General features: G+C 65.9%; 22 protein-coding genes and 1 other RNA gene (1 of these 23 only partly in view). 17 read left to right on the forward strand and 6 right to left on the reverse strand.

Annotation, left to right across the window (positions count from 1 at the left end; all coding sequences use genetic code 11):
* Nucleotides 1–681, forward strand: coding sequence for an NUDIX hydrolase (locus tag LZC94_43755; protein WXB14728.1), 681 nt, complete (start codon nucleotides 1–3; stop codon nucleotides 679–681).
* Between the two features lie 77 nt (nucleotides 682–758).
* Nucleotides 759–2,204, forward strand: a complete 1,446-nt coding sequence (locus LZC94_43760; GenBank protein WXB14729.1) for a hypothetical protein — start codon at nucleotides 759–761, stop codon at nucleotides 2,202–2,204.
* Here LZC94_43760 and LZC94_43765 read toward each other — a convergent pair.
* Nucleotides 2,094–3,563: a cytochrome P450 gene (locus tag LZC94_43765; GenBank protein ID WXB14730.1), complete on the reverse strand. Its 1,470-nt coding sequence runs from the start codon at nucleotides 3,561–3,563 to the stop codon at nucleotides 2,094–2,096. The two genes, LZC94_43760 and LZC94_43765, sit on opposite strands and share 111 nt — an antisense overlap.
* Before the next feature lie 103 nt (nucleotides 3,564–3,666).
* Between LZC94_43765 and LZC94_43770 the strand changes: the two genes are divergently transcribed.
* Nucleotides 3,667–4,404 (forward strand): TetR/AcrR family transcriptional regulator, encoded by a 738-nt coding sequence (locus LZC94_43770; protein ID WXB14731.1) that lies wholly within the window; start codon nucleotides 3,667–3,669, stop codon nucleotides 4,402–4,404.
* Between the two features lie 75 nt (nucleotides 4,405–4,479).
* Here the strand turns inward: LZC94_43770 and LZC94_43775 are convergent, their stop codons facing one another.
* The 5 genes from LZC94_43775 to LZC94_43795 form a co-directional block, all read right to left on the reverse strand.
* Entirely contained in the window at nucleotides 4,480–5,079 is a 600-nt protein-coding gene (locus LZC94_43775; protein WXB14732.1) for a hypothetical protein, read from the reverse strand.
* Nucleotides 5,080–5,364: 285 nt separating this feature from the next.
* On the reverse strand, nucleotides 5,365–6,213 hold the full coding sequence (locus LZC94_43780) for a hypothetical protein (protein ID WXB14733.1): 849 nt from the start codon (nucleotides 6,211–6,213) through the stop codon (nucleotides 5,365–5,367).
* A 453-nt stretch (nucleotides 6,214–6,666) separates the two neighbouring features.
* Nucleotides 6,667–7,584, reverse strand: coding sequence for a hypothetical protein (locus LZC94_43785; GenBank protein WXB14734.1), 918 nt, complete (start codon nucleotides 7,582–7,584; stop codon nucleotides 6,667–6,669).
* Nucleotides 7,585–7,806: 222 nt separating this feature from the next.
* Complete coding sequence (locus LZC94_43790) at nucleotides 7,807–8,169, reverse strand: PilZ domain-containing protein (GenBank protein ID WXB14735.1); 363 nt, start codon at nucleotides 8,167–8,169, stop codon at nucleotides 7,807–7,809.
* Nucleotides 8,166–10,790, reverse strand: coding sequence for an Rne/Rng family ribonuclease (locus tag LZC94_43795; GenBank protein ID WXB14736.1), 2,625 nt, complete (start codon nucleotides 10,788–10,790; stop codon nucleotides 8,166–8,168). The genes LZC94_43790 and LZC94_43795 overlap by 4 nt, the downstream gene beginning before the upstream one ends.
* Nucleotides 10,791–11,179: 389 nt before the next feature.
* Here LZC94_43795 and ffs point away from each other — a divergent pair.
* The 14 genes from ffs to LZC94_43865 form a co-directional block, all read left to right on the forward strand.
* Nucleotides 11,180–11,266: signal recognition particle sRNA small type (ffs, locus tag LZC94_43800), an RNA gene on the forward strand.
* Nucleotides 11,267–11,452: 186 nt separating this feature from the next.
* The gene (locus LZC94_43805) at nucleotides 11,453–12,292 is read left to right on the forward strand and encodes an ABC transporter permease (protein ID WXB14737.1); all 840 of its coding nucleotides are present in this window, start codon (nucleotides 11,453–11,455) and stop codon (nucleotides 12,290–12,292) included.
* Nucleotides 12,292–13,404, forward strand: coding sequence for an ABC transporter ATP-binding protein (locus LZC94_43810; protein ID WXB14738.1), 1,113 nt, complete (start codon nucleotides 12,292–12,294; stop codon nucleotides 13,402–13,404). The genes LZC94_43805 and LZC94_43810 overlap by 1 nt, the downstream gene beginning before the upstream one ends.
* Before the next feature lie 63 nt (nucleotides 13,405–13,467).
* Nucleotides 13,468–14,922: a hypothetical protein gene (locus LZC94_43815; GenBank protein ID WXB14739.1), complete on the forward strand. Its 1,455-nt coding sequence runs from the start codon at nucleotides 13,468–13,470 to the stop codon at nucleotides 14,920–14,922.
* Nucleotides 14,919–16,232, forward strand: coding sequence for a cation:proton antiporter (locus LZC94_43820; protein ID WXB14740.1), 1,314 nt, complete (start codon nucleotides 14,919–14,921; stop codon nucleotides 16,230–16,232). Before LZC94_43815 ends, LZC94_43820 begins: the two co-directional genes overlap by 4 nt.
* A 724-nt stretch (nucleotides 16,233–16,956) precedes the next feature.
* Nucleotides 16,957–18,141 carry a PepSY domain-containing protein gene (locus LZC94_43825; GenBank protein ID WXB14741.1) on the forward strand — a complete coding sequence of 395 codons (1,185 nt, stop codon included), beginning with the start codon at nucleotides 16,957–16,959 and terminating at the stop codon, nucleotides 18,139–18,141.
* Nucleotides 18,138–18,404: a hypothetical protein gene (locus tag LZC94_43830; protein ID WXB14742.1), complete on the forward strand. Its 267-nt coding sequence runs from the start codon at nucleotides 18,138–18,140 to the stop codon at nucleotides 18,402–18,404. Before LZC94_43825 ends, LZC94_43830 begins: the two co-directional genes overlap by 4 nt.
* Nucleotides 18,405–18,407: 3 nt before the next feature.
* Nucleotides 18,408–21,011: a TonB-dependent siderophore myxochelin receptor MxcH gene (mxcH, locus tag LZC94_43835; GenBank protein WXB14743.1), complete on the forward strand. Its 2,604-nt coding sequence runs from the start codon at nucleotides 18,408–18,410 to the stop codon at nucleotides 21,009–21,011.
* Nucleotides 21,012–21,033: 22 nt separating this feature from the next.
* Nucleotides 21,034–22,266 carry a hypothetical protein gene (locus LZC94_43840; protein WXB14744.1) on the forward strand — a complete coding sequence of 411 codons (1,233 nt, stop codon included), beginning with the start codon at nucleotides 21,034–21,036 and terminating at the stop codon, nucleotides 22,264–22,266.
* A gap of 427 nt (nucleotides 22,267–22,693) precedes the next feature.
* Entirely contained in the window at nucleotides 22,694–22,876 is a 183-nt protein-coding gene (locus LZC94_43845; GenBank protein ID WXB14745.1) for a hypothetical protein, read from the forward strand.
* Nucleotides 22,877–22,958: 82 nt separating this feature from the next.
* Nucleotides 22,959–24,470, forward strand: coding sequence for a leucyl aminopeptidase (locus tag LZC94_43850; GenBank protein ID WXB14746.1), 1,512 nt, complete (start codon nucleotides 22,959–22,961; stop codon nucleotides 24,468–24,470).
* A 65-nt stretch (nucleotides 24,471–24,535) separates the two neighbouring features.
* Nucleotides 24,536–25,381 carry a tRNA 2-thiocytidine(32) synthetase TtcA gene (gene ttcA / locus LZC94_43855; GenBank protein WXB14747.1) on the forward strand — a complete coding sequence of 282 codons (846 nt, stop codon included), beginning with the start codon at nucleotides 24,536–24,538 and terminating at the stop codon, nucleotides 25,379–25,381.
* A gap of 12 nt (nucleotides 25,382–25,393) precedes the next feature.
* A complete protein-coding gene (locus tag LZC94_43860) occupies nucleotides 25,394–26,152 on the forward strand; it encodes a hypothetical protein (protein ID WXB14748.1) in 759 nt (252 codons plus the stop codon).
* 55 nt (nucleotides 26,153–26,207) lie between these two features.
* Nucleotides 26,208–26,326 carry the 5' portion of a hypothetical protein gene (locus LZC94_43865; protein ID WXB14749.1) on the forward strand. The gene runs 58 nt beyond the window's last position, so 119 of the gene's 177 nt are visible here — the first part of the coding sequence; it begins with the start codon at nucleotides 26,208–26,210; its stop codon lies beyond the right edge, outside the window.

Consider the following 26,326-nt stretch of genomic DNA (forward strand, 5'->3'; position numbering starts at 1 on the left):
GTGCCGTTTACGTACCCCTATCCGCGACCGGCTTTGACCGTCGACAACGTCGTGTTTGCGCTGCGCGCGCGCGACCTGGCGGTGCTCCTCGTGCGCCGTAAGAACGCGCCGTTCCAAGGCGACTGGGCGCTGCCCGGTGGCTTCGTCGACGAGGGCGAGCCGCTCCATGCGGCCGCTCTGCGCGAGCTCGAAGAGGAGACCGGCATCTCCGGTGTGACCCTCGAGCAGCTCGGCGCCTACGGCGATCCTGGCCGCGATCCGCGCGGGCATACCGTGAGCGTGGTGTTCTACACGTTCGTCATCTCGGAGCCGCGCCCCGCGGCCGGCGACGATGCGGCCGACGCGGCGTGGCATCCCCTGCGCAGCTTGCCCATTGCGCAGCCCTCCAGCACCCGCCGGCGTCGCGCGGGCGACGTCAAGCTCGCGTTCGACCATGCGCGCATCATCGAAGAAGCGCGTGTGCGCCTTCAGGAGCGATTGCACACCCCGAGCCTCGGCACCGTGTTCCGGCTGGTGCCCACGCATTTTACGTTGACCGAGCTCCAACGCGTGTACGAAGCGGTGTTCGGCCGTACCTTGGACAAGCGCAATTTTCGCGCGCGCCTCCTCGAGTCCAAGGCGGTGAAGGCCCTCAACGCGCGCAAGGACGGGCGGGACCAACTCTATCGCTGGCGCCCGTAGTTGTATTTTTCGTATCGGGAGTATCGGGAGTCGCACCCCCGACCTCGGAACGACTGCGGTAGGCTACGGGGCCATCCATGCCGCCTTCTCCTCCCGCGTTCCTTCCCGTCAGCGCCCTGTCCGTCGAGCTCGAAGCGTACGTCGCGGTGACCGCCTCCATCCACGCCGGCTTCGCCGACGCGCGCACCACCTTCGAGTGCGTCCTGCCGCCGCTTCGCGACGCGGGGTTCTTGGTGCTGGCCGGGCTCGAGCCGCTGCTCGACGCGCTCGAGCGCTTCAAGCTGAAGAACGACGAGCTCACGTGGCTCGAGACCTTGGGCGCCGTCGACGCCGAGGCCAAGCGAAGGCTGATCGACATGCGCTTCTCGTGCGACGTCGACGCGGCCCTGGAAGGGACCGTGGTGTTCCCCGGCGAGCCGGTGCTCACCGTCGAGGGGCCGTTCTGGCAAGCGCAGCTCGTGAGCGCCCTCGTTCGCGGCGGTCTCACGTCCTCCACCCTGACCGCCACCCGCGCGGCGCGTTGCTTCCTCGCGGCCGACGGCGCCGAGGTGATCGAGGGCAGCGCCACCACCGCGCACCGCCTGGGCGGCAACCCCCTCGGCGCGCGCGCGGCATACATCGGCGGCGCCAGCGCCACCACGTGCGCCCTGGCCGCGCGCCGCTACCGGCTCCCCGTGCGCGCCTCGCTCCCGCGGCAGTTCGCGCTGGGCGACGCGAGCCCGCGCGCCATGTTCGAGTCGTGGCTGCGCGCCTCGCAGGACAAGGCCATCCTCCGCATCGAGGGCGGCGAGTCGGAGATGGTGGTGCGCGGGCTGGTCGACGCCGTGAAGAACCGCGCCGCGCAGCCCTCGTGGCACCAGGGCGACATCGCCGTGGAGATCGCGGGGGGCGATCACGCCGAGATGGCCCACCTGCTCATCGACGCCTTCGCCAAGGCCGCCCTCGGCGAGCCGGTGATCGTGGCGTCGGGCGATCTGGACGAACACGCCATCGCCGACTTGCGCCGCCGCGAGACGCCGATCTCCGCGTACATCGTCCCTTCCTTCGACGTGGACGACGGCACCTGGCCCGCCCGCTACGATCTGACGGCCATCGAGTCGAACGGGCAATGGTCGCCGCGCATGCGCCGCGGGAGCACCGTCGCCGACAGCGGCGATCCAGGCCGCAAGGTGGTCGTGCGCTATGTCGACATGGACGGGCAGCTCCTGGCCGACGTGGCCCACGCGACCAACGAACGCGTGCAGAATGCAAGCGATGTGGAGTTCGTCGACCGCTCCACCGGCTTCCCCGCGCGCCTCGCGGCCGCCGCCGGCGCCCCGCTCCTCACCAACGTGATGCGCGCCGGCAAGCGCGTCTCGGCGCCAGAGCCCGCGCGCACCTTGCGCGAGCGCACCACGGCCAGCTTGCTCGCGCTACCCGAGCGTCACCGGAGGCTTCGCACCCCCGCGCTCTACCCCGTCGGCACGACGCCGGCCCTCGCCGCGATCAAGCAGGAGCTCCTGGGGCGCCCCGTCTCGGGCTGACGGCGCGCGCGGCGTGATCATCATCGGCATGCCGTGGCGCGGCCGCAATGTCACCACCGGCTCGGCCGCGACGCGCGCGCCCGGCAAGAGCTCCAGCCGGTAGCGTTGCACGATCATCGCCAGGAGGATCTGCGCCTCCATCATGGCGAACGCGTTGCCGATGCAGACCCGCGGGCCGCCGCCGAAGGGCAGGTACGTGTAGCGAGGCCTCTCCGCGCCCGAGAGAAACCGCTCCGGATCGAAGCCCTCGGGGTTCTCCCAGTACCGGGGGTGGCGGTGGAGCACATAAGGAAAGACGCCGATCTGCGTCCCTTTCTCGATGGTGTACCCGCCGATGACGTCGTCCTCCAAGGCCGCGCGCTCGAAGCTCCACACCGGCGGAAGGATGCGCATCGACTCTTGAAGGACCGCCATGGCGTACGGCATCTTGCTCAAGTCGCCCCGCGCGGGCCTGCGCGTTCCCAGCACGGCGTCGATCTCGGCCGAGACCCGGCGCGCCACGTCCGGGTGCTTCGAGAGCAGGTACAAGGTCCACGACATGGCGTTGGCCGTCGTCTCGTGGCCCGCGGTGACGATGGTCATCACCTCGTCTTTGAGCTGCTGATCCGTCATGGCCTCGTTGGTCTCTTCGTCGCGCGCAGCCATGAGCATGTCGAGCAGATCGCGCTTGTCCTCGCCAGGGCTCCGCCTTCGTTCGGCGATGACACCCCGCACCAGCCCGTCGAGCGCGCGCATGGCGCGCCGGAAGCGGAGGTTCTGCGGTGCGGGGACCCACAGCGGCATTCGGAAGGGATTGGACGCGTAGTCGGCGGCGAACCGCACGGCCACCGCCATGGCGTCGCCGATGCCGGCGGCGCGATCGTCGAGGCTCTGGCTCAAGAGCGTGCGCCCCACGATGTCCAACGTCACGCGCATCATCTCGTCGTGCACATCGACGGTGGCGCGGTCGGCGTACGCTCCCCACCGCACCAGCATCTCCGCGGTGGCCTCCGTCATGCGCTCCACGAAGGTGGCGAGCCGCTCGCGATGAAAGGCGGGCTGGGCCAGCTTGCGCTGCCGGCGCCAAAAATCCCCCTCGCTGGTGACGAGCCCTTGTCCGAGCACCAGCTGGAGCGCCTTGTAGTTCACGCCCTTGACGTAGTTCTTCGCGTTGTCGACCAGCACGTGCTTGATCGTCTCGGGCGAGTTGAGCATCACGTACGTGTAGGGCGCGAAATCGAAGCGCACGACGTCGCCGTGCTCCCTGGCCGCGTCGCCGAAGAAGCCGAGCAGATCCCGCATGGCCTCGAAGCCAAGCCCGAAGAAGGGCACCCCGCCGCGAGGGCCCGGCGGTCGCTTGGTGTCGGTCCGTTTCCCCATCGCGCGAATCTCCCGGCCTCCAGGCTCGAAAACGAAGCGCCTCATGAACATGAGGGCAACCTCACGTTTGACAAGATTGTGAGCTTGCCCTCCAATTTGTCAAGTGACGACATCGTCCGGAGCCTCCGGTGCGCGGCGTATTCCCCTGCAGCAGCGCAGTCGCGAGCGGCTGGAGCGCATTTTGGAGGCGGCGGCCTCGCTCTTCATCGAGCGCGGCTACGACGCGGCCACCATGGAGAACATCGCCGAGCGCGCGCAGACGTCGATCGGCTCCGTGTACCAATTTTATCCGAACAAGCGCGCGATCTTCGACGCGATGGCCGTGCGCTACATCGAGCTGGCGCGCGAGCGGTTCGAGGAGCTGCTCGTCAGCTACGCGCGCATCGAGCGCTGGGACGAGATGCTCCACCAGGCCATCGACGCGTTTGCCGCCTTCGAGCGCTCGGGGGTGATCATCCGCGCCGTCTGGCTCAATTGGCAGATGTCGCCAGAGTTTCTGATCGCGGGCGAGGCGCTCAACCGCGAGTTCGCCCGCCGGGTCGAGACCTTTTTGGCCGAACGCGCCAAGGAGCTGCCCGCCGAAAAGCGCCTCCTGGTCGCCACCATGCTCGTGGAGCACATCACCGCCATGATGATCGTCTCCGTGCGCCGCAACGACGCCCTCGGCGAAGCGGTCATCGCCGAGACGAAGGTCCTTCTGCGCCGCTACCTCCGTCCGTATCTGGGCTCCCCTGGCGGCGACGAGCCCCGCCGCAAGGCGCGCAAATCCTCCAAATCTTCCGAGTCCGCCAAGCCCGCCAAGTCCCCCAAGTCCACGAAGCCTCCGAAGCCGCGCACATGACGAAGCCCTTTCTCCCGCGCGGATAACCGGGGAAGAAAGGGCTCCTGGGGCTTCTAATCGGTATTTCGGTCCGATTTACTTCTGGAGCCACTGCTGGGCGCGCGTCTCCACCACGTCCCAGTTGATGTTCTCCCAGAACTTGTTCAGGTAGTCGGGGCGCTTGGTCTGGTAGTCGAGGAAGTACGCGTGCTCGAACTCGTCGAGGATGAGCAGCGGGATCGCTCCCCAGGGCGTGTGGTTCTGGTGCTGCTCGACCACGTAGACGTGGGTCTTGTTGTCGAGGAGCGAGTGCGCCCACACCGACCAACCCACCGGGGCGACCTTGCCGCCGCCGAGCAGCTGGGCCTTGAAGTTGTCGAGGCTTCCAAAGTCCCGCGTGATGATCTCGAGGGTCTTCTTGCCCGGCGACGTTCCCTTGCCGCCGATGTTCTCGAAGTACCACTCGTGCAGGATGACCCCGTTGTGCGCCCACGTCTCGCGGCGCTTCAACTCACCCCACTCCGAAAAGTGCGGATTGGCTTTCGATACGTCGGCCTTCTCGAGGGCCGCTTGGATGTTGTTGTACTGGGTGACGTAGCCTTTGTAGAGCACGTCTCTGTGCTCGGTGAGCGCCTTCTCGGAGAGAAAGCCTTCTACCTTGCCTTCCAGCGCATAATTCTTCGGATCAATCGCCATTGGCTCCTCCGTTTCTTTGCGGTTCTCTTTTCTTCGGGAGAACGGAGTCTAGGCACCGGGCGACGATGTGGAAAGAGGGAAGCGTGCCTGTCGAAAGAAGCGCGCGCAGCTCACGAACGCGGACAAAAGAATAACAAAAAGACAAAAGAACAGAAAAGAAGAAGAGCGCCTCCTCGTGACCGAAGGCGCTCCTCCCGTGTGTCTACCCTGTTGTCGTTGTCTCGTTAGGCCGCTCCCGGCCGAGGTATCGAGCCACCTCGGCCGAAGGAGCCGAACCTTTGGTTATCAGTGATCGCCGTGCGCGCAGGTGACGTCCGCGTGCACTTGGGCGACTTCCGCCTCGATGCTGTTGAGCAGCTCGACGTACAGAGCGGCTGCGTCGATCGTCCCGCCATCGGCGGCCTGGAAGTTGACGACGATGCGGCCGAGGTCGAGACCGAGAACGTCCTTCAGGTTGATCTCGGCGTTCGGGCCCACGCCGATGGTGATCGGCTTGCCGTTGATCTTCACTTCCGCGATCGTGCTGGACGCCTTGGTCTGCGCGTTGCCCTTGCTGTCGCACCATGCGCTGGCGCTGGTGTCCGCAGCCGTGTAGCTGATGCCCAAGGTGAGCGCGCCGTCATCGCCAAAGAGACCGTCCAGCAGGTCCTTCAGGCCGAGGTTCTCGAGGAGCTTGCGCAGATCGAGATCGAGCACGCCGACGTCGGCGTTGTCGCTGAGCACGTCGGCCAGGAGGCCTTCGGCTTCGGCGTTGAGCAGGGTGCCGGCGGCAACCGACGCGCGAGACGTCGCGCCGCTGTCCGTGCCCTGGGTCGATGCGTTAGCCGCAGCGTCGCGGGTGAGATTACCCGCGTTCACGCGCGCCACGGTCTTCGCAATGGCCGCTCCGTCTTGTCCGAGTTCGCCCGTATCCGACGACAGTTTCTCCGGGATCAGGTTCGCGAAGCTGGTGGGCCCATGGGGCTTGCCAAGGTTGACGCGAACTGCCACCGCGCGGCCCGAGATGGACTTGGGCTTGCCGCCCTTGGCCGCCTGAGCTGCCGGATCACCCGTCAATTGATCGCTCGAAGAGCTGCCGGTATCGCCAGAGGCGCAACCCATGATGCCCATGGTGGCAGCAAAGAATCCAATCATGGCCGTGCGAACGAGTTTCGATGTAATCATTGTTTCCCCCCCCGACGTCCGCTCACTTATTTGCAAGCGCACGTCCTTGGCCATTCTGATGCGAGGTGGGTGCAAGTCGCTGCGCCCAATGCACACCAATGTGGGGAAAAACTCGAAGGTAGGCCGAGTCCGCTCCAGCCTTCGCCGCGCTCGGTAATTACCGAACGCGTCGCTCTTCTTCTTCTTCTCTTCTTCTCTTCTTATTAGGGGGATTGTGGGCCTCTTTCCTGTCGGGCACGGCAGCGCGAATCGGGCGGCAATGGCCGCGAGGCCCACAAAACGAATCTGGATTTCGCTCCGGCATCGCGAAGGGGAGCCCTCCCATCCCCTTCGGTACTCCGTGGCGAAATCCAGATCGCGGATACGTGGTGCGTCACCCGCGGTCACGAACGCGGGTGACGCCTACGCGATTGGATTCGTTGCTCAGCGTTTGGGGCAGCTGCCGCCGCCGCCGCCCGACGCGCAGACCACGCCCGCTTGCGCGCGCGCCACCTTCACGTCGATCTTGCCGTCGAGGATGTTCACGTGCAGCGCCGTTGCGTCGATGCTGCTCGCTCCGCCGTCCCCGGTGGTGGTCTGCTCGTTGAGCGTGATCGTCACCAGGCCGGGGAGATCGAGGATCTTCTGATTCGGTCCGAGCGTGATCGGGATGGGCGTGCCGCCGACCACCAAGTTCGCGAGGACGGCTTCGGCCGACGAGTGGGCCTTGCCCTGCGCGTCGCACCACGATTTCGCGTCTTCCTGGATGACGTCCGCCTGGATGCCGCCTGCGAGCGGGCCCGTGAAGATCACGGCGAGCAACTCGTCGTTGATGCCGAGCGATTCGAGCAGATCCTGCAGGTTGATGGCGACGGTGCCCCCGCGTCCATCCTCACCGAGGATCTCCTTGAGGAACCCGTCCGGCGCCGTGTGGAACAGCGACGCGTTGGTGACCGCGGCGGTCGACGATGCTTCGCCGCCCTTGCCGCGCGCCGCGGCGTTGGCCGCGCCAGCTTGTGCGACCGCGCCGCCGTTGACCGTCGCGGCGCTCTTGGTCACGCTGCCCCCGGAAGACGGGAGCGCCTTGGTGTCCGTGAGGACGGCGGTGCCGTCCCACGACGTCGTCGACGGGTTCTGGATGTCGACGCGGACGCTGACGGCGACCGCGCGCGCCGAGAACGACTTGGCTGCCCCGCTCTGATCCGGACCACCGCCCGGGCATTGCGGATTTACGGCGTCGCCCGTCAAATTGTCGCCTTGTTGCCCCGAACCCGAGTCTCCCGAGGCGCACCCGACGATAGAGGCCGCCGCGAACATCACTCCCAGCAGCCCGGTATGGACCAATCCCCTCACCTTATTCATGATGTATCCCCCCACTCATGAATGCCCCTACGTTCAATCACGTATCGGCATTGTCTGGCTGTTAGGATGCGCCGCACTTACGGGTGGGTTTCATTCCGACTCACGACTTTCGGAGGTCGTGATCACCTTTCGTCGCGCGGCGCCCGCCGCGTCCACCAACGCGTACGAACGCGGCCACGATCGCGTGCGAACGCGGCCACCATCGCGCGCGAGCGAACGCGGTCAACCCGCTGATCGGTGCGTCAAAAGCTTCTCGATCAAGTCCTTCGAGTAGGCGGCGAGCTCGCGGAAGACCACGCCCATACCGGGCGGATCCTTCTCCACGCGCACCACTTCGCCGATGCCCTCGATGGTCTCGATATCGTCCATGATGACGGTGAAACGCAGGTTCACGCGGGTGCCGACGGGTAGCACGCTCGTCGATTTGATGAACACTCCGCTGGCCGAAATGTTGGTGACGTACTCCTGAATGAACGCGTCGAACGACTCGAATTCCTTGTTGATCGTGACGCGCTCTCCGATTCGCTTCTCGCCCTTGTCTTCCTTGTCGCCCTTGTCTTCGTCGCCCATCTCGGTCCTCTTCATTTCCCTTGAAGGTCGAATTGTTCGAGATGGTACTCTTTTCGGGCAACCACCGTGATCTTGCGCATGTAGCGGTTCTCCGCGTCGATGACCGCCTCTTTCTCCTTGGTGGCAAGCACGTCGGCCACCGCGGGGTGCGCGTTCACGAGCACCGTGTAGCCCGGTAGATCGGCGCGTTTGCGCCGGATCTCGCGGAGGATCTCGTAGGCGATCGTCTCCTTCGATTGGAGCTGGCCGGTGCCATCGCAGTAAAAGCAGGGCTCGTGGAGCAAGCGACCGAGGCTCTCGCGCGTGCGCTTTCGCGTCATCTCGATGAGGCCGAGATCGGATATGCGATTGAGCGTGGTCTTCGCTTTGTCTTTTTGAAGGAGCTCCTCCAGCGACCGCCGCACTTTTTCGCGGTTTTGATGCCTCTCCATGTCGATCAAGTCGAGGATGATGAGGCCGCCGATATTGCGGAATCGAAGCTGGTAGGCGATCTCGTGGACGGCCTCCAGGTTCGTCTTGAGGATGGTCTCCTCCATGTCCTTCGAGCCTTTTCCGACGAATCGACCGGTGTTCACGTCGATGGCGGTGAGGGCTTCGGCCTGATCGATAATCAAATATCCGCCGGACGGGAGCGGCACCTTGCGGGAGAGCGCGCGGCCGATTTCGTCTTCGATTCCATAGGCATCGAAGATGGGCTCGTCTCCCGAGTAATAGATGATGTCCTTCAGGCGATCGGGGGCGAACATCTCCACGAAGCGGCAAAGGCGCTCGTATTGATGGCGGTCGTCGATGACGATCTGGTGCACTTCGTCGGTGAACAGATCGCGCGCCGTCTTCAGCACCAGATCGAGCTCGCTCATGAGGACGGCCGGCGCCCGCGCGCCCTCTTCCTTCTTCTTGGCGATCTCTCCCCACAATCGAACGAGGTAGCCGACGTCTTGTTTGAGTTGCTTCTTGGTGAGCCCCTCGGCCACCGTACGCACGATGAGACCGCCGCTCGGCGGCTTCACCGTCTCGATCGCCTCGCGCAGCCGTGAGCGCTCTTTCTCCGAGCCGATTCGCTTGGAGATGCCGATGTGATCGACGGTCGGCAGGTACACCACGTAGCGGCCCGGGAGCGAGACGTGGCTCGAGCAGCGGGCGCCCTTGGTGCCGATCGGATCTTTGGTGACCTGGACGATGATGTCCTGGCCCTCACGCACCACCTCGCGAATCGGCGTCGACTTGGAGATGCGGTTGTTCATGCTGATGCGATCGCCGCGCGATCGGCCGTCGCGGCCCTCACGCCCGCGATCGCCGCCTCGATCCCCGCTGCGCTCCCCGCGATCCCGGTCGCGATCGCGTCCGCGGCGGTGGCGGGTTCGCTTGTTGCCGCCTTGCGCGTGCGCGCCGCGGGTGCTTCGCTCGTTGGAGGCGCGTGGCGGGCTGGGGGCGCGGGGGACGGGCGCGTTGGGATCGGTGATGGTGAAGCCCGGCATGCCGGGGAAATCGGGCAGCGGCTCCAAGGTGGCGCGGGGGCCTTTGTCCCCGTGGCGTTTGCCGCGCCGGCCGCGCGGTTCTTTGCGCGCGGGCGCCTCCCAGGCGGGCGTCTCCTTCGCGGCGGTGTTCGAATCGCCCAAGACCGCGGCGAGGGGGCCTTCGTTGGCGTTGATGGCGCCTGGCGCGTTGTCGTCGTCGAGGGGATCGGCTGCATCGGCCGCTTCGAGCGCGATCGATGGCGACGAGGTGGCCGGCTCGTCGAGCGACGTTTGCGGGTGCTCGTCGCAGGAGGGGGCCGTGGAGGCGGCGATTTCGTCGTCGTCTTCGAGATCGTCGTCGTCCTCGAGCTTGTCGAGGGCTGACAACGAGCTGGGAGAGCTGGGGGAGCTGGGCAGATCGACCCGGGAGTCCTCGTTGAAGTCGTCGCCGAGATCGACGGTCGACGCGCCCGCGGCGAGGGAGTCCTCGCTGAGGGGGCCTTCGAAGATGCGGGGCTCGTCGTCGCCTTCGTCGGCGTCCTCGTCTTGGTCGTCGCTCTCTTCGCTCTCTTCGCTCTCGCCCGCGATGTCGTCGCCCGAATCGTCGCCGAGGGACTCCAGGCTGACGCGCGAATCCTCGATGCGGTCGAAGGTGGACTCCGCGTCGTCCGGGCTGGCGTCGTCTGCGTCGCCGTCGCCTCGTGCGGCGCCATTGGCATGCTCGGCGAGGCCAGCTTGGTCCGCGATGTTGGCGAGGTCGCTGTCGCTCTCCCGCGCCTCGAGGACGGCGGAGACGTCGGCGGCCGACTTGGCGGTTGGGGGAGGGATCGCGTCGAGGGTTTCCTCGGCCTCGGCGTCGAGCTCCTCGTCGCCGGTCACCTCGGGAAGGGCGGCACCTTCCTTGACGCGCTTCTGGCCGCCGGCCAGGTACGTTTCGAAGTCATCCGGTCGGATGAGGTCTTCGACGTGAAGGAACGCCGCGCGCTCCTGGCCGATATCGACGAAGGCGGCTTGAAGACCGGGCAGGACGCGGGTCACCTTGCCCAGGTACACATTTCCTACTGTGTACGCGCTCTTACCTCGCCGTTCGATGTGCAGCTCGGCGATGATTCCCCCCTCGATGAGGGCTACGCGTGTTTCTCGGATATCGACGCTGATAACCAGGATGTTCTTCGACATGAAGCGCTAAAAACTTTCCCGCCCATGCCTCGTCTCCGCCCGCGCACGAGCCCGCCCTCCCATTCCAGGTGGCGTGCTCCGTCCTCGTTATCGCGAAAATAAAGCCCTGAGCGCATTTCGGTTCCCGTCCTTACTTGAGAGGAGGCCGGGTTGAATCCGGGAGAAAACCTCCGAGGGCCTCGGCTTGAAGGGCAAGCGCGACAGGAAAAACCTGGGAAGTCCTGGGAGGTAGGCGCGGCAAAAACCTGCGGGGCCTGTGAAAATCACGATACCCCTAACACGGGCAGTACCAGAGCTTCCGACCTGGGGCCACAGATTTCTCGATCATGTCACTCGCCAGCAGCCGAAGGAGCTGCTAGAGATGGCCGACAGTTGCGGTTGGCCGCAGTTATGGCCTCACCGACTTGGAAACGTGAACCCCGCCAGGCCCGAGAGGGAGCAACGGTAGCGTGGAAGAGTGTGGTGGGGCCTTTCCCATTTGGGCCTTTGCTCCTCGAACCGTCCGTTTTTCGAGCCTGCCCCTCCTGGCGTACACGTCGCGTCGCGTCTTCTGGCCCCATCGCACGGGTGCGCGCGGCCGATTAGGTGTTCGGCCTTGGGTCGGGTATCGTCGGGCCCGACCGAGGGTCGTGGCCATAGGGAACGAGGATGAGGAGAGCGGAGTGACAGCACTGAACGAAGTCGGGCTCATCGCATCCCGCGAGATCCGAAAGAACCTGCGGAGCCTGAAAGGGCTCACCATGGTGGTTCTTTCGCTGCTCGGGGCCATCGCGGTCGCGAGCATCATTGCCAAGGGGCAGAAGATGGACGAGGTCAACATTGGCCTCGAGCGCCTCCATGAAATGCAAGAGGCGGTGCTCACCAAAAAGTACGATGACCCCGCGATGGGGCAGTACCTCGGTGGCGCCCCCTTCGTTCTGATCTCCCTGCTTTTCATCAGCATCTGGCTTAGCCCGCTCCTGGTCACCATCCTGGGCTTCGACGCGGTCGCCGCCGACCTGCAGCATCGCACCGTGCGTTATTGGACGGTGCGCTCGCGGCGCGCTTCGTACTTCGTCGGCAAGGTGCTGGGGCTGTGGGGTGTGGTGGCGGCCATCACCCTGGTCATGCACGTCTTGATCTGGTGCGCGACCTTGATCATCGGCGGCGCAGGAACGGCCGCGCCCGGGGCCACGTTTTCGTGGGGCTTTCACTTTTATCTGGTGACCTTGCCCATCGCCGCCGCGTGGTGCGGGCTCGCTACTTTGATTTCATCCCAGTTCCGAACTCCCATCCTCGCGCTCTTCGTGGTCGGCGCCGTCTTTGCAGCCCTGTGGGTCATCGACGTGATCGCGGTGTTCAGAGAGGTAAAGTGGGCCACGTACTTCTACCCCAACTCGTACGACGCGCTCCTCCTGTCGCCCAAAGGTGACCAGGTCGCGCTGGGCGCGCTGGCTTGCTTCGGCATCGCGGCGTTGACCACCGCCGCCGGTACTTTCTTCTTCACGCGGAGAGACGTTTGATGTCGCCCGAAACCTCCGAACCGAACGCAGACCCCGTCGCGTCGCCCGCGGCGGCACCGCCTGCACCGTCCGAAGTCTCCGAAGACGCGCAGCCCAGCCCGAAGCCGGCGAAGAAAAAGAAGGTCACCGAGGCCGCCGTGCGCATGAAGCACGTCACCAAGCGGTTCGGCGCGAAGCTCGCGGTGGACGACCTTTCCCTCGAGATCCGCGCCGGCCGCGTGTACGGCCTCATTGGACCCAATGGCGCTGGCAAGACGACCACCTTCTCCATGCTGGCCGGCTACCTGCAGCCCACCAACGGCGAGATCGAGGTGCTCGGCTACGATCCCCACCACGTCTCGGAGTTGAAATCCCGGGTCGGCGTTCTCCCGCAGGACGCGATTCTGCCCCCGCTCGACAAGGTCGGTGAGTTTCTCGTCCACATGGCCCGCCTTCAGGGCACATCCCGCGATCGCGCCGAGTCGATGGCGCGCGCGGTGCTCGAGGAGGTCGAAGGGCGCGACTGGTGGAACCAGCGCTGCTCCAGCTTGTCGCACGGTATGGCCAAGCGCGTGCAGCTCGCGCAAGCGCTCCTGGGCGATCCCGAGGTGGTGCTGCTCGACGAGCCCACCGGCGGCCTCGATCCGCGCAGCGCGTACGAGGTGCGCCAGCTCATCAAGGCCCGCAAAGGGCGCTGTACCCTCATCGTATCGAGCCACAACCTGCAGGAGCTCGAAGAGATCTGCGACGGCGCCGCCATCCTCGATCGCGGCAAGCTCATTGCGTCCGGCACCATCGCGCAGCTCACGGGCGCCTCGGAGGAAGTGCACATCAAGCTCGGTCGCGCGCCGCGCGGTATGGCCGCCAGCGCCTACAACGCTACATCGGCGGAGGGCGTGGTCTCGCGGGGGATCCAGCGCGTGCGGGATCTGCCCATCGTGAAGCGCGCCGATTACGACGACGAGAAAAATGAGCTCGTCGTGTACTTCGAGCGTGGCCCCGAGCTCGACGCGGAGGCGGTGATCGGCCACGTCCTTTGGGCGCTCTTGCAGGAGCAGGTTCGCATCAGCGGTGTGAGCAAAGGTCGCGGGCTCGAGCGCCGCGTGATGGACCTCACCGAGGATGAGGGCTGAAAAGCACGGCGCGCAAAGTTCGCGTGCCGTGAGACCCAAGGGCATCGGTTACACTCCCAGCGGATGCTCGCCGCCGCCCCGCAGCAACCCCATCAGACGGCGTTTTTACGGGTCATTCTAGGTCTCGCGCTCGCATTTGGTCTGGCGATCGTCGCGGCTCATCCCTTGGTGCGCCGCATCGAACGGCGCCTCGGGCTCACGGTGCTGCTCTCGAGCGGCATTCCCTTCATCGCCATGGGGGTCATCTTCCGGCTCCCCGAGGTCGGCATCCTCACCGACGAGGTGGTGGCCGATCTGCGCCCGGCGCTGGAGTTCGGCGTGGGTTGGCTCGGCTTCGTGGTGGGCATGCAGTTCGATGTGCGCGATCTCGACTTGGTGCCCCTGAAGACGGGCGCCGTGGTGGTGGCCGAGACGCTCGTTCCATTCGCCCTCACGGCCCTTGCATGTGCAACCTTTCTCGCCACCCTCGATCCCAGCTGGTCGCTCTCGGATCAGAGCACCTGGAAGGAGGGCTTTCGCGAGGTGGTCACCCACGCCCCCTTGCGCGATGCGCTCGCCCTCGGCGCATGCGCCGCGCAAGCGGCACCCGTCGCCGCCGTGGCCATCGCGCGCGGCTCGGGCTCGCGCGCCGCGAAGATCCTGTCGTATGTCACGCAGCTCGATGACGTGGCGGGCGTCCTGGTCCTCGGCTTCATCTGCGCGGCGTTCCGGCCGACGGACGCGGTGGCCGCGTGGAAGCTCCCGCACATCGCCTGGATCTTCGTCACCCTCGGCATGGGCGGCGTCTTCGGGATCTTGACCTACGCGCTCATCCGCAGCGCCAAAAACGCGAACGAGGAGACGGCGTATCTGCTGGGCGCCATCGCCCTCTCGGCGGGGATGAGCGGCTACCTGGCCATCTCGCCGTTGGTCACCTGCGCCATCGCGGGTGCCTTGCTCACCAACCTGCCGCACAAGAACTTCGACCAGCTCAAGGCCACGATGCTCCAGGTCGAGCGGCCGCTCTACCTCATCTTCCTCTTGATCGCCGGCGCCATGTGGGACGTGACCGCCTGGCAAGGCTGGCTGCTCGCCCCCGTGTTCGTCGCCGCGCGCGTGGGCGGTAAATTGATCGGCGCGCACGTGGCCAAGATCACGGGCCCCGAGGGGCTCCCCGACGCCACGACCTTGGGCCTGGCCCTCGCACCGCAATCTCCCGCCGCCACGGCCACTGTGGTCAGCTACGCCACGATCTACAAGCCGCACGCCGCCGAAGGGCAATCGGTGGGCTGGCTCATGACCGCGTGCATCGCGGGCGGGCTCCTGACGGAGCTCTTGGTGCAGACCACCGTGCGCCTTCGGGGCGGCCTTCGCATCGACCTCCGCGGCTCCTCCATGGTCTCGATCCCCGCCGCGCTCGATGTGTCGGGCTCGATCCCCGCGGCCTCCGAGGTCTCCCCGGCGCCACCCGCTCCCGATCCACCTGCGATGACGGAGCCCCCGCCGCCCGACGCACCCCACGAAGGAGGTAGCTCGTGATCCGCGCCGTCCTGCTCCTGGTCATCGTGGTGATCCTGATCGCGGCCGCGCGCTCCTTTCTGCCGGAGGAGACGTCGTTGGTTGGCTCGGGGGCCGCGCTGGCCTTTGGCTTCGTGCTCCTGGCGGCGCTGCAATCGGGGACCATCTTCGCCTCCTTCCGCCTTCCGCGCCTGACCGGCTACTTGATGTGCGGCTTCATCGCCGGCCCCAGCGTCCTCGATTTCGTCACCGAGAGCATGGTGCGCGATCTGAAGCTGGTGAACGGCGTGGCCATCGGGCTCATCGCGCTCTCCGCCGGCGGCGAGCTGAATTTCAAGCGCCTGCGGCCGAGGCTCCGCGCCATCGTCTCGGTGGGCGCCGTCTCGCTGCTGCTCGCCATTTTGTTCATCTCCACCGCGTGCTTTCTCCTGAGCAGCCAGCTGCCGTTCATGGCGGGCATGAGCGTCTTTCACCGGTTCGTGGTCTCGCTCACCATGGGCGTCGTTCTATCGGCGCTCTCGCCCGCCGTCACCTTGGCGCTCATCGCCGAGACGGGCTCCTCGGGGCCCATCAGCGAGACCATCCTCGGCATCGTGGTCCTGGCGGATCTGGCCATCGTCCTCTGCTTCGCCGGCGCCAACGCGCTCGCCAACGCCGTGTTCGGCGCCGTCGATGGCAGCGCGGGCGGGGGCGCGGGTGAGCTGATGGTCCACCTCTTTGGCTCGATGGGCGGCGGCGCCGTGCTCGGTCTGGTGCTCGCGTTCTACTTGAAGACGATCGCGCAGCGGGTGGCGCTCTTCGTGTTCGGCATATTGTTCCTGTGCGCCGAGGCCGGTGCTCGGCTGCACCTCGATCCGCTCTTGATGTGCCTGACGGCGGGGCTCTTTTTGGAGAACGCCACGGACATCGAGGGGGCGAAGCTGGTGCACGACATCGAGTCCGCCTCCATGCCGGTCTTCGCCGTGTTCTTTGCCGTCGCGGGCGCGGGCTTGCACTGGGACGTGTTCAAGCGCGTGATCTCCGTGGCCGTCGTCCTGGCCATCGTGCGCGCGATCGCGCTGCTGCTCGGCTCGCGCATCGGGATGGCGCTCGGCAAGGTGCCGGCCGCGCACCGCAAGATCATTCCGTACGGCACCCTGTCGCAGTCGGGGGTCGCCATCGGCTTGTGCGTGCTCTTGGCGAAGCACTTCGCCGGGTGGGGGGAGCATGCGTCCGCGTGCTTGCTCGGCGCCGTCATGATCAACGAGCTCATTGGGCCGGTCCTCTTCCGTGGCGCGCTTCTCCGCAGCGGCGAAGCGGGCCGCCGCGAAGCCGTCGCGGGCTCGCACTGAGACGCGAACGCGCCGTGAGCTGACGCGCCGTACGTCGTTTTCGCGACGTACCCTGACGCGAGGTACGCTGTTCTCGCGACGTACCCTGACGCGAGGTACGCTGTTCTCGCGACGTACCCTGACGCGAGGTACGCTGTTCTCGCGGCGTACCCTGACGTGACGGATACCGTTCTCGCGACGTACCCTGACGCGAGGTACGCTGTTCTCGCGGCGTACCCTGACGTGACGGATACCGTTCTCGCGACGTACCCTGACGTGACGGATACCGTTCTCGCGACGTACCCTGATGCGCCGTATGCCGTGGCGCCGTATGCCGTGGCGCCGTACGCCCTCACCGCGAGCCGCCCGTGAAACGCGCCTTCACCTGAGGCTTGACGCGCCACAGCAATTCATGTAGTTGGAGGTAGTTGAAATTGAAATTCATTTGTGTTTTCACAAAATGCCTGCAGATGTGAAGGCGACTTCGGATGAACGCGCGACCCTCCCTCATCTCGATGACCGCGATCGCGGTCCGCGACACGATGCTGGCGCCGTTCGATCCCCAATTTTTCGCTAGCACCTTTGGCGTCGCCGACCCGCGGCATGCGGGGCTTTACGCTCGGGCGGACCCTGCCAAGGACTTGAAATTCAAAGGAACCCTTCAAAATCCGTTGCAGCCTTCGAGCTACCCCCCGTATCTCCGCGGGTCGGGGCGGTCCGAGCCCGCTTTCCAAGGGATGCCACAGTGATTGCTTCTGCCATCAAAACTTGGTTTCTCATTCACAAGTGGACGAGCCTGATCTGCACGGCGTTCATGCTCCTTTTGTGCGTGACGGGCCTGCCGCTGATCTTCCACGAAGAGATCGACCGCGCGCTCGGCTATGTGGCCACCCCCAAGGAGATGCCGGGGGAGGCCCAGCGCGCGAACGTGGACGATATGGTGGCCGCGTCCCTGGCGCGCAAACCGGGACACGCCGTGCAGTTCCTCTTCGAGGACGCGGCCGAGCCGGTGTGGTACGTGCGCTTGGGCGAAACGGCGGCCGCGGAGGAGCCGTCGGCCGTGTACAGCTTCGATGCGCGCACGGGTGAGTACCTGAACGAGTACCCGCTGAATCAAGGGCTGACGAACGTCCTTTTGCGGTTGCACGTGGATATGTTCGCGGGCCTCAAAGGAACCTTGTTCCTCGGGTTCATGGGCTTGCTGCTCGTTGCTTCGCTCGTGTCCGGCGCGGTGCTCTATGCGCCATACATGCAGAAGCTCCACTTCGGCACCGTGCGGCGCGATCGCTCGCCCCGTCTCAAGTGGCTCGATCTTCATAACCTGCTGGGGATCGCCACCTTGGTGTGGTTCCTGGTGGTGGGAGCGACCGGTGTGATCAATACGTTGGCCATCCCCGTCTTCGGCTGGTGGCAAACGACCGAGCTGGCCGAAATGACCGCTCCGTACCGCGACAAGCCGCCGCTCGAGTCGATTGGCTCGCCGCAAAAAGCCATCGATTCGGCGCTCGAGGCGCTGCCGGGGACCAAGCTGGGGTTCATCGCCTGTCCGGGCAATCCCTTTGCGGGCCCGCACCACTACGTGGCCTTCATGAAGGGCACCACGCCGTGGACGTCGAAGCTGGCCAAGCCGGCCTTGATCGATGCTCGAACGTCGAAGGTGGTGGAGACGCGCAGCTTGCCCTGGTACGTGAGCGCGCTGCTCGTGTCGCAGCCGCTGCACTTCGGCGACTACGGCGGGCTGCCCCTCAAGATCCTGTGGGCGGTGCTCGATACCCTCTCCATCGTGGTGCTCGGCAGCGGGCTCTATCTGTGGCTGCGGCGGCGCAATGTCTCGTTCGAGGCGTGGGTTCGCACCATGCAGGCCGACAAGGAGGACAAAGAGCACGAGGAGCCGGTGGTGGGCGCGGGAAAGCAGGCCACGGGCGCATGAAATCGTCGTCGGCACCGGCATCGCCGCGCACGCGCACCCTGACGTCGAAGGAAATTTGGCGCGCGCCGATTTGGCTCGGGGTGATCACGGTGGTGGGGCTGCTCGCCGCGCTGTTCTCCGATGGCGTGGGGGATGGCGCGTCGTGGCTGGCGTTGGCCGTGCCCTCCGCCGTCTCGATTTGGTTTGCGGTTCGTCCGGCGCGTGATGCGCGCAGCACGGATCCCACGCGGACTGCACGTCCAACGCGTCCCACGCAGAGCTGATCGATGCGGAAAATTCATTCGTACGTGGCCGCGACGGCCGTGGCCTTCGTGTCTCTTTTGGGTGGCGGGGGAATGTCGTATGCGCAGGATGCAGGTGCGTCTTCCGATGCGCAGGCTGCTCCCTCGTTTTCTGGTGCGCGTGCGCGTGCGCAGGCGCCGGCGGTGTCGGGGGTCGAGCCGCCTCGGGTGGTGGAGTTCGTGGAGGCGGAGTATCCGGCCGAGGCGAAGACGCAACGGATCGAGGGGCGCGTGGTGCTGCGGCTCTCCGTCGATACCGAGGGGCGGGTGACGGCGGCGGAGGTGGCCGAATACGCCGGCCATGGCTTCGACGAAGCTGCGCGTGCGGCGGCGCTGCGCTGGCGGTTTTCTCCGGCGCGTCGCGATGGAACGCCCGTGGCGGTCCGCATTTCGTACCCGTACGAGTTCCGTCTTCCCGCGGAGCAATCCGCGCCGGAAGCCGCGCCCGCGCCGGTGGCTGCGCCTGCGCCGGTGGCTGCGCCAGCGCCGGAAGCTGCGCCCGCGCCGGGGGGCGCACCCGCGCCCGAAAAAGGCGTGGCCGAGGTGACGGTGCGCGGCAAATCAGAGGCGGATCGTTTGCGGCAATCGGCGCAGGCGGTGCACGTCATCGAGGTGGAGCAGGCGAAGCGCCAGACCGCCGATCTCGGCGAGGTGCTGGCGCGCTCGCAAGGCATCGGCGTGCAGCGCGGCGGCGGGCTCGGCTCCCAGATGCGCTTTTCGCTCAATGGGCTCACCGACGATCAAGTTCGCTTCTTCCTCGACGGCGTGCCGCTCGATCTCGCGGGCTACCCCTTTGGTCTCGCCAACGTACCCGTGAACCTGATTCAGCGCGTCGACGTGTACCGGGGCGTGGTCCCGATCCGTTTCGGCGCGGATGCCCTCGGCGGCGCCGTCAACCTGGTCAGCGATCGCGAAACGCGCGGCACGCATGGCTCGGCGTCCTATCAAGTCGGCTCCTTCGGCACGCACCGCCTCACCCTCGGCGTGCGTCACCTCGACGAGCCGAGCGGGCTCTTTGCGCGCGCGGCGGGCTTTTACGACTACGCCAAGAACGACTACGCGGTCGACGTCGAAAGTGCGGCTCCCGACGGCCGGCTCACGCCCGTCCGCGTCGATCGCTTCCACGATGGATACCGCGCGGCGGGCGGCCATTTGGAGGTGGGGTTCGTCGATCGCCCATGGGCCAAGAGCCTGCGCCTGAAGGTCTTCGTCACCGACTACACCAAGGACCTTCAGAACAACGTCTTCATGAAGGGCGTCCCTTACGGTGCCGGTGACTACGGGACATTGGCGGCAGGCGCCACCCTTCGCTACGAAAACACCTTTGCCACCGAGGTTGGCCGCATCTCGATCGACGCGCTCGGCGGCTACACGTATGGGCGCACCTTTCTGCACGACGTAGACGGGTGCGTCTACGACTGGTTCGGCCAATGCACCCATCCAAACGGCGTGGGCGCCGGTCAAATCCAACCCGGGCGACCGCGCGACCAGACCTTGTACGACCACGCCGCCTTCGGGCGCGTGAACGTCGGCTGGCGGCCGCGTGGAGGGCACGAGCTGCGCATCTCATTATCGCCCACGTACACCACACGCACGGGCGACGAGAAGCTCCCGCTCAGCCCCAACATCCCCGAGCCCATCACCGCCAAGCAGCACATGTTCGCGCTGGTGAGCGGCATCGAATACCAAGTCGATCGGTTCGACGGCCGGCTCGAGAACATCGCGTTCGTCAAAAACTACCTGCAGGTGCAGCGCGCCCAAGAGCTCCTCGCCAGCGGCGTGTTCGTCCCGAGCGACCGCGAGACGAACCGCTTCGGCGCCGGCGACGCGCTCCGGTTTCGCTTCACCTCTGGCCTCTACGCGAAGGCATCGTACGAGTGGGCCACCCGCTTGCCGCGCGCGGACGAGGTCTTCGGCAACGGTGCGCTCATCAAGAACAACTTGGCGCTACGGCCCGAGGTCAGCCACAACATCAACCTCGGCTTGACCGTCGATGCGCGCGAAACGCCGGCCGGCGCGCTTCGGGGTGACGTGAACGGCTTCGTCCGGGAGGTGAGCGACCTGATTTCGATGCAGGGCGACTTCCAGGGCTACATGTACCAGAACGTCAACGCCGCGCGATCGGTGGGGGTCGAGGCCGCGGCAGGGTGGACGTCGCCCGGCGACTACTTCGTCATCGACGGCAATGTCACGTATCAGAGCTTTCGCAACACCTCGCGCGAGGGCTTGTTCGGCGCTTACGACAACGATCGCATCCCCAACCGGCCGTATCTCTTTGCCAACGGCTCGGCGCGCCTTCAACTCCGCAAGGTGCGACGTCCCGATGACGAGCTCGCGCTCATTTGGAACACGCGCTTCGTGCAGGGGTTCTTCTTCAACTGGGAGAGCGCCGGGGACCCGAACGACAAGCCGAAGATCCCCGCGCAGCTGCTCCACGCCGTCGCGCTCACCTACGGCATCCATAGCGATCCGCTGTCCGTGAGCTTCACCGGCGAGGTGCAAAACCTCACCAACGAAAAGGCCTACGACTTCTACGGCGCGCAGCGCCCTGGGCGGGCCTTCTTCTTCAAGATGACCGCAGATCTCTAATTCATCGAAAGGAACACCCATTATGAAGAAACTCCATGGTGCGGGCGGGGCCTTGTCACTCGTCCTCGCGGGCCTCCTCGGGACGGCGAGCGGCTGCGGGAGCGACAGCAACGACACGGGCGGCGGCGGGTTGAAGGGGACCACGCGCTTCGCCGTCTCCAGCACGGTCTCCAACAACGACAGCAACGCCGCGGGCTATGTGACCATCCTCGACTCCCTCGAGCCGCGCGCGAAGCTCTCGCTCAAAAATGCGCGCGAGTTCGTAGGCCAGTCCGACATGTGGACGTACGAAGGAGCCGTCTTCGTCGCGAGCGGCGACGAGCCGAAGGTCACCAAGTTCACGGTCGGCGACGACGGCCGCCTGGTGCAACAGGGCCAGGCCCTCAGCTTTGCGGCTTACGGCTTCCAGCCGGGCGACGCGGCCTTTTGGTACAACCGCTTCATCAGCCCGACCAAGGCATACATGATCCACGGCACGGCGGAGTACGTGGTCTGGAATCCGGCGGAGATGAAGATCATCGACAAGTTCAACCTCCCCAAGATGGAGCCGCGTGATGGGATGATCCCGCGCGCCGCCTTCATGGACCGCGGCACCGTGGTCCACAACGGGCGCCTGTACCAACCGCTCTATTGGACGGACGAAGGCTGGGAGCGCCGCCCCGACGACTCGAAGATCGCCGTGTTCGACGTGAACACCAACCAGTTGATTCAGCTGCTCTCCGCCCCGTGCCCGGGGCTCGACGTGGCCACCCTCGACGAATCCGGCAATATCTATTTCAGCCCCTGGACCGGCGGCGCCGCCGTTCACTTGGTGCTCGAGAACGCCGCCACGTGCGTGGCCAAGGTCGACACCAACACATTGAAGGTGTCCGTCGAGTTCAACTTCAAAGACGTGACCGAAGGGCGCGAGGGCTCCGCCTTTTATTATGCCGGCAAAGGCCAATTCGTCATGTCCGTGTTTCACCACGAGAAGGTCGATGTGGCGGGCGCCAAAAAGCCCTTCGACATCATCCACGGTTTGAATTGGCACATTTGGAGCTACGATCCCAAGTCGCATAAAGCCACCGAGGTGAGCTCCATCGGGTGGAACAGCGGGGCCACGTATTGGACCCGGGTCGACGGCGCGCCGTATGCCCTCATCCCTGGGGCCAATTATGCGTCCACCATCGTCTATGGTTTCAATACGGCGGACTCCACCGCCACCAAGCTTTTCGATACCGATGGTTGGATGACCCGCCTCTTCAAAGTTCGATAGTCGGCGCGCTCGTGCCTTGAGATGATGGCGCTCCTGCTCGCGCGCGACACGGCTGCCGCCCAGCGGGGCACCCGCGCGCGGCGCAACCTCGCGCGGCCCGGCCATGGGCGGGCTGACCCGAACCGCCTCATTTGCACCTCTCGACGCCACGAAGCTCGTGCCAGAAACGACCACACCCGCCTACGTGAGCGACGTCCACGCGCGGGATCGCGGTCGAGGCCTCGTCCGTGGGGACAACGGCCAAATCGTGCCGACCTGTCGCCACCGCGACCCCGACTCCAGCTTCGACCGCACGGATTTGGTCGTCGCGCCACGGGCTATGCTCCCGGCAGCCGGCGTTGCAGCCGCTCGAGCACTTCATCCGCCGGGACACCAAGAAGCGCGATGTCGTTGCCCTGGACCACGCGCTCTCCCCGCGAAAAAATCGATGACCGGGCGAATTTTCGTGGCCAACGCCGATTGGCACACCCATGGGGCGGCGGCGCCCGACTTGGGCATTGGAGCGTATCGCAATGCCGCCATCCTCGATGCCGTCATGCGGCGCGAGGTCGACGCGCTCCCCGAGCACACGGCCTACACCCGGTTTGCATTGCCGGAGGCGCGCCCCTAGCGGCGCCCCACGCGGGCACCCCGCTCGATCGCGCAGAGAAACGCTTTTGCGGTGGGGACAAAGCGCTGTATTTGGGAGAGCCATGGCCCTTTCCCTCTCCATTCGCTCGGCGCAACCACTGGAACTCGAGGCGGACGTGACCGTCTTCGGTGTTTGGGCGTTCGATCCGTCCAAGAAACTCCCTGACGCCATCAAAGACGTCGATCGAGCCCTGGGGGAGGGTGGCCTTCTCGCGCTCGTCAAAAAGGAAGAATTCAGCGGCAAGCCGGACCAGTCGCTGTCCATCCCGACCCTCGGCCGCGTCCCCGGCATCAACCGCATCGTCTTTCTCGGCCTGGGCGATCGCGCCTCCGTCAAAGACCCCGAGACCCGCACCTTCGCCGCCCGCGCGGCGCGCGCTGCATTGGGCGATCGCGCCAAGTCGTTGGTGGTGGTGCTCCCCGAGGGCATCGAGAAGCACCTTCGCGCCGTGGGGGAGGGGATCGAGCTCGGAGCCTACCGCTTCACCAAGCACCTGACCGGCGACCGCCGCCCCAAGGAGGTGCTCGAGACGGTCACCTTCGTCCTGTCGTCGAAGAAGTCCGGGGATGGCAAGGCCGATGGAAAGAAGGACATCGCGCTCGGCCAAAAGATCGCCTTCGGCGTCAACCTCGCCCGCGACTTGAGCAACGAGCCGGCGAATATCCTCACGCCCGCGGCCCTCGCCAACGAGGCGCAGAAGATGGCCAAGGCCAACGGCCTGAAAATCGAGATCTTCGACTACAAAGAGATCCAGAAGCGCGGCATGGCGCTCATCGACGCCGTGGGCCGCGGAAGCGTCAACGAGCCCCGCTTCGTGCACATCTCGTACACGCCGGCCAAAAAGGCGAAGAAGAAGTTCGTCTTCGTGGGCAAGGGCATCACCTTCGACACCGGCGGCATCAGCATCAAGCCGGCGCAGGGCATGGGCGAGATGAAGCACGACATGTCGGGCGCCGCCAACATGGTCGGGTTGATGGCCGCGGTCGCCGCGGTCAAACCCCATGTCGAGGTGCACGCGCTCATGGCGTGCGCGGAAAATATGCCCAGCGGCAACGCCTACCGCCCCGGCGACGTGTGGCCTTCGCTCGACGGCAAGAGCGTCGAAATCATCAACACCGACGCCGAAGGCCGCCTGGTCCTCGCCGACGCGCTCGCCTACGGCGCCCAGCTCGAACCCGATCTGCTCGTCGACAACGCCACCTTGACCGGCGCGTGCATCGTGGCGCTCGGCAACACCTACTCCGGCTGGTACGCCAACAGCGAGGACGCCATCCGCGACTTTTCGGACGCGCTCAAAGCCTCGGGCGAGCAAATGTGGCGCATGCCGCTCATCGAGGAGCTCCGCGAGCAGCTCAAGAGCGATACGGCCGATCTCAAGCACATGGGCGATCGCTCCGGCGGCTCCATCACCGCGGCGCTATTTTTGCGCGAGTTCATCGGCAAGACCAAGAACTGGGTGCACGCCGACATCGCCGGCCCCGCCACGTCGGACCGCGCCACCGGCTGGAACGCCAAGGGCGCCACCGGCCATGGCGTGCTGACGTTCCTTTCGCTCATCGAAAAGGCGGGATAGAAGGCGGAGCCCGACGAGCGGGTGCGCTGCAGCCGCTCCGTCGTACCCGTAGTATGGGAGAAGCCGTGGTAGACGCCGTCGATCTCGAAAAGAAGCTGAGTCGCGCCATGGGGCGCGCCATCGGGGATTTCAACATGATCGCCGAGGGCGACCGGATCCTGGTGGCGGTCAGCGGCGGCAAGGACAGCTACACCATGCTGCACCTTCTCCGTCAGCTGCAGGAGAAGGCTCCGGTGAGCTTCGAGCTGGAGGTGGTCAACATCGATCAAGGCCACCCCGGCTACCCGGCCGACGTGCTGCGCGACTACATGGCGCGCGAAAACCACCGCTTCACCATGATCGAAGAGGACACCTACTCGATCGTCACCGAGAAAATCCCGGCGAACAAAACGTATTGCTCGCTCTGCTCCCGTCTGCGCCGCGGCATCCTCTACCGCGTCGCCACCGAGCTTCGCTGCAACAAGATCGCGCTCGGCCACCACCGCGACGACGTCCTGCAGACCTTTCTGCTCAACTTTCTCTTCGCCGGCCAGCTCGCCGCCATGCCGCCCAAGCTGGTGGCGAGCACGGGTCACATCGTCCTGCGCCCGCTGCTCTATTGCGCGGAGGAGGACATCGCCGCCTTTGCCGAGGCGCAAAAGTTCCCGATCCTCCCGTGCGACCTTTGCGGCTCGCAGGACAATCTGCAGCGCAAGGTCGTGGGCCGCATGATCGACCAGCTCGAGCGCGATCGCCCCGGCACCAAGGCGAGCATGCTCGCGGCCCTTCAGAACGTGCGCCCCAGCCAGCTCCTCGACCGGAATTTATGGGCCCAGCTCGGGCTCGAGGCCGCGCGCGATCTCCCCGAGTCGGGCGGAGAATCGGGCGCCCCGCTCATCATGGCCACGCGCCTCGCGCGGCATGTTTCGTAGAGGCACGAAGACATGGCGGCGAGCGACACCCCCACCCCCGCCGAGGACCAGGACCTGACCGAGCGCATACCGGTGCGCACCCGTCCACGTTTGTTCGAGCTGGGCTCCGTCGCCCAGGCCAGCGTCCCCGGCGCGTATGCCTGGTTCGTCACCGTGGTGCCCACCGCATGGTCGCGCGGCGCACCTTGGTCGGCGAAGCTGTTCGCCGTCATTGGCGTGGCGCACGTCATCGGCGCCGCCTTGCTCGAACCCCGCTGGCCGAAAGGTGCGCGCATCGCCTCGGTGTGGGGGCTCGCCACCACCAGCGTCATCGTGTGGGCGCTCTGCCCTTCCGCCCTCGCCTCCACCCGCTTCGACACGGCGCGCGGCATCACCGGCATGATTGGCTGGGGACTTTTCGCCTATGCCTCCGCGGCCCCCGCGGTCATGCGCTCGCCCATTTCCATCGTGGAGGATGCCGCGCCGCTCAAACCCCGCGGCCGCGTTCCATGGGGCGGGAGCATTTTCATCACCATCGGCACCGTTCTGGCGACCGCCCTGCAATTCATCGGCTGGCAGACCACGTCCTCCCCCGAGCGCGCCGTCCTGGTCCGGCTCGTATGCCTGGCGCTGGGCCTTGGCCTGATTGGCGCGTCGACATCCATTGCCCTGGCGCGGCACCAGGTCCGTACGCGCACCTCCCCCCGCCAGCGTATGCGGGTGGTCATCCCGTGGTTCCTGGCCATTTTCCTTTTGGCCATCGTCGGTGTCGTTTATCGACTTACGCACTGACCCTTCTGCCGTGCAGTAGTGCGAATCGCCCGCCCCGTTGTATTCTGGCGCCGGGATGCATCTTTACGATGTCCTCGCGGTGATCGTCTTGGTGCTGGGCGCCGTCGCATTCGTCCTCGGCGCCCTCGCGCTCGCGCGCGCCGACGATTTGATCGCGCTCTACTGGATGGTGGC

The organism is Sorangiineae bacterium MSr11954 (genome assembly GCA_037157815.1).
Classification (GTDB): Bacteria; Myxococcota_A; Polyangia; order Polyangiales; family Polyangiaceae; genus Pendulispora; species Pendulispora albinea.

Bases quoted from the DNA above. Each gene is read 5' to 3' on its own strand.
- LZC94_43760 (WXB14729.1), top strand. From the start codon at position 759: ATGCCGCCTTCTCCTCCCGCGTTCCTTCCCGTCAGCGCCCTGTCCGTC.
- LZC94_43765 (WXB14730.1), bottom strand. From the start codon at position 3,563: ATGGGGAAACGGACCGACACCAAGCGACCGCCGGGCCCTCGCGGCGGG.
- LZC94_43775 (WXB14732.1), bottom strand. From the start codon at position 5,079: ATGGCGATTGATCCGAAGAATTATGCGCTGGAAGGCAAGGTAGAAGGC.
- LZC94_43780 (WXB14733.1), bottom strand. From the start codon at position 6,213: ATGATTGGATTCTTTGCTGCCACCATGGGCATCATGGGTTGCGCCTCT.
- LZC94_43785 (WXB14734.1), bottom strand. From the start codon at position 7,584: ATGAATAAGGTGAGGGGATTGGTCCATACCGGGCTGCTGGGAGTGATG.
- LZC94_43790 (WXB14735.1), bottom strand. From the start codon at position 8,169: ATGAAGAGGACCGAGATGGGCGACGAAGACAAGGGCGACAAGGAAGAC.
- LZC94_43795 (WXB14736.1), bottom strand. From the start codon at position 10,790: ATGTCGAAGAACATCCTGGTTATCAGCGTCGATATCCGAGAAACACGC.
- LZC94_43810 (WXB14738.1), top strand. From the start codon at position 12,292: ATGTCGCCCGAAACCTCCGAACCGAACGCAGACCCCGTCGCGTCGCCC.
- LZC94_43815 (WXB14739.1), top strand. From the start codon at position 13,468: ATGCTCGCCGCCGCCCCGCAGCAACCCCATCAGACGGCGTTTTTACGG.
- LZC94_43830 (WXB14742.1), top strand. From the start codon at position 18,138: ATGAAATCGTCGTCGGCACCGGCATCGCCGCGCACGCGCACCCTGACG.
- mxcH (WXB14743.1), top strand. From the start codon at position 18,408: ATGCGGAAAATTCATTCGTACGTGGCCGCGACGGCCGTGGCCTTCGTG.
- LZC94_43840 (WXB14744.1), top strand. From the start codon at position 21,034: ATGAAGAAACTCCATGGTGCGGGCGGGGCCTTGTCACTCGTCCTCGCG.
- LZC94_43845 (WXB14745.1), top strand. From the start codon at position 22,694: ATGACCGGGCGAATTTTCGTGGCCAACGCCGATTGGCACACCCATGGG.
- LZC94_43850 (WXB14746.1), top strand. From the start codon at position 22,959: ATGGCCCTTTCCCTCTCCATTCGCTCGGCGCAACCACTGGAACTCGAG.
- LZC94_43860 (WXB14748.1), top strand. From the start codon at position 25,394: ATGGCGGCGAGCGACACCCCCACCCCCGCCGAGGACCAGGACCTGACC.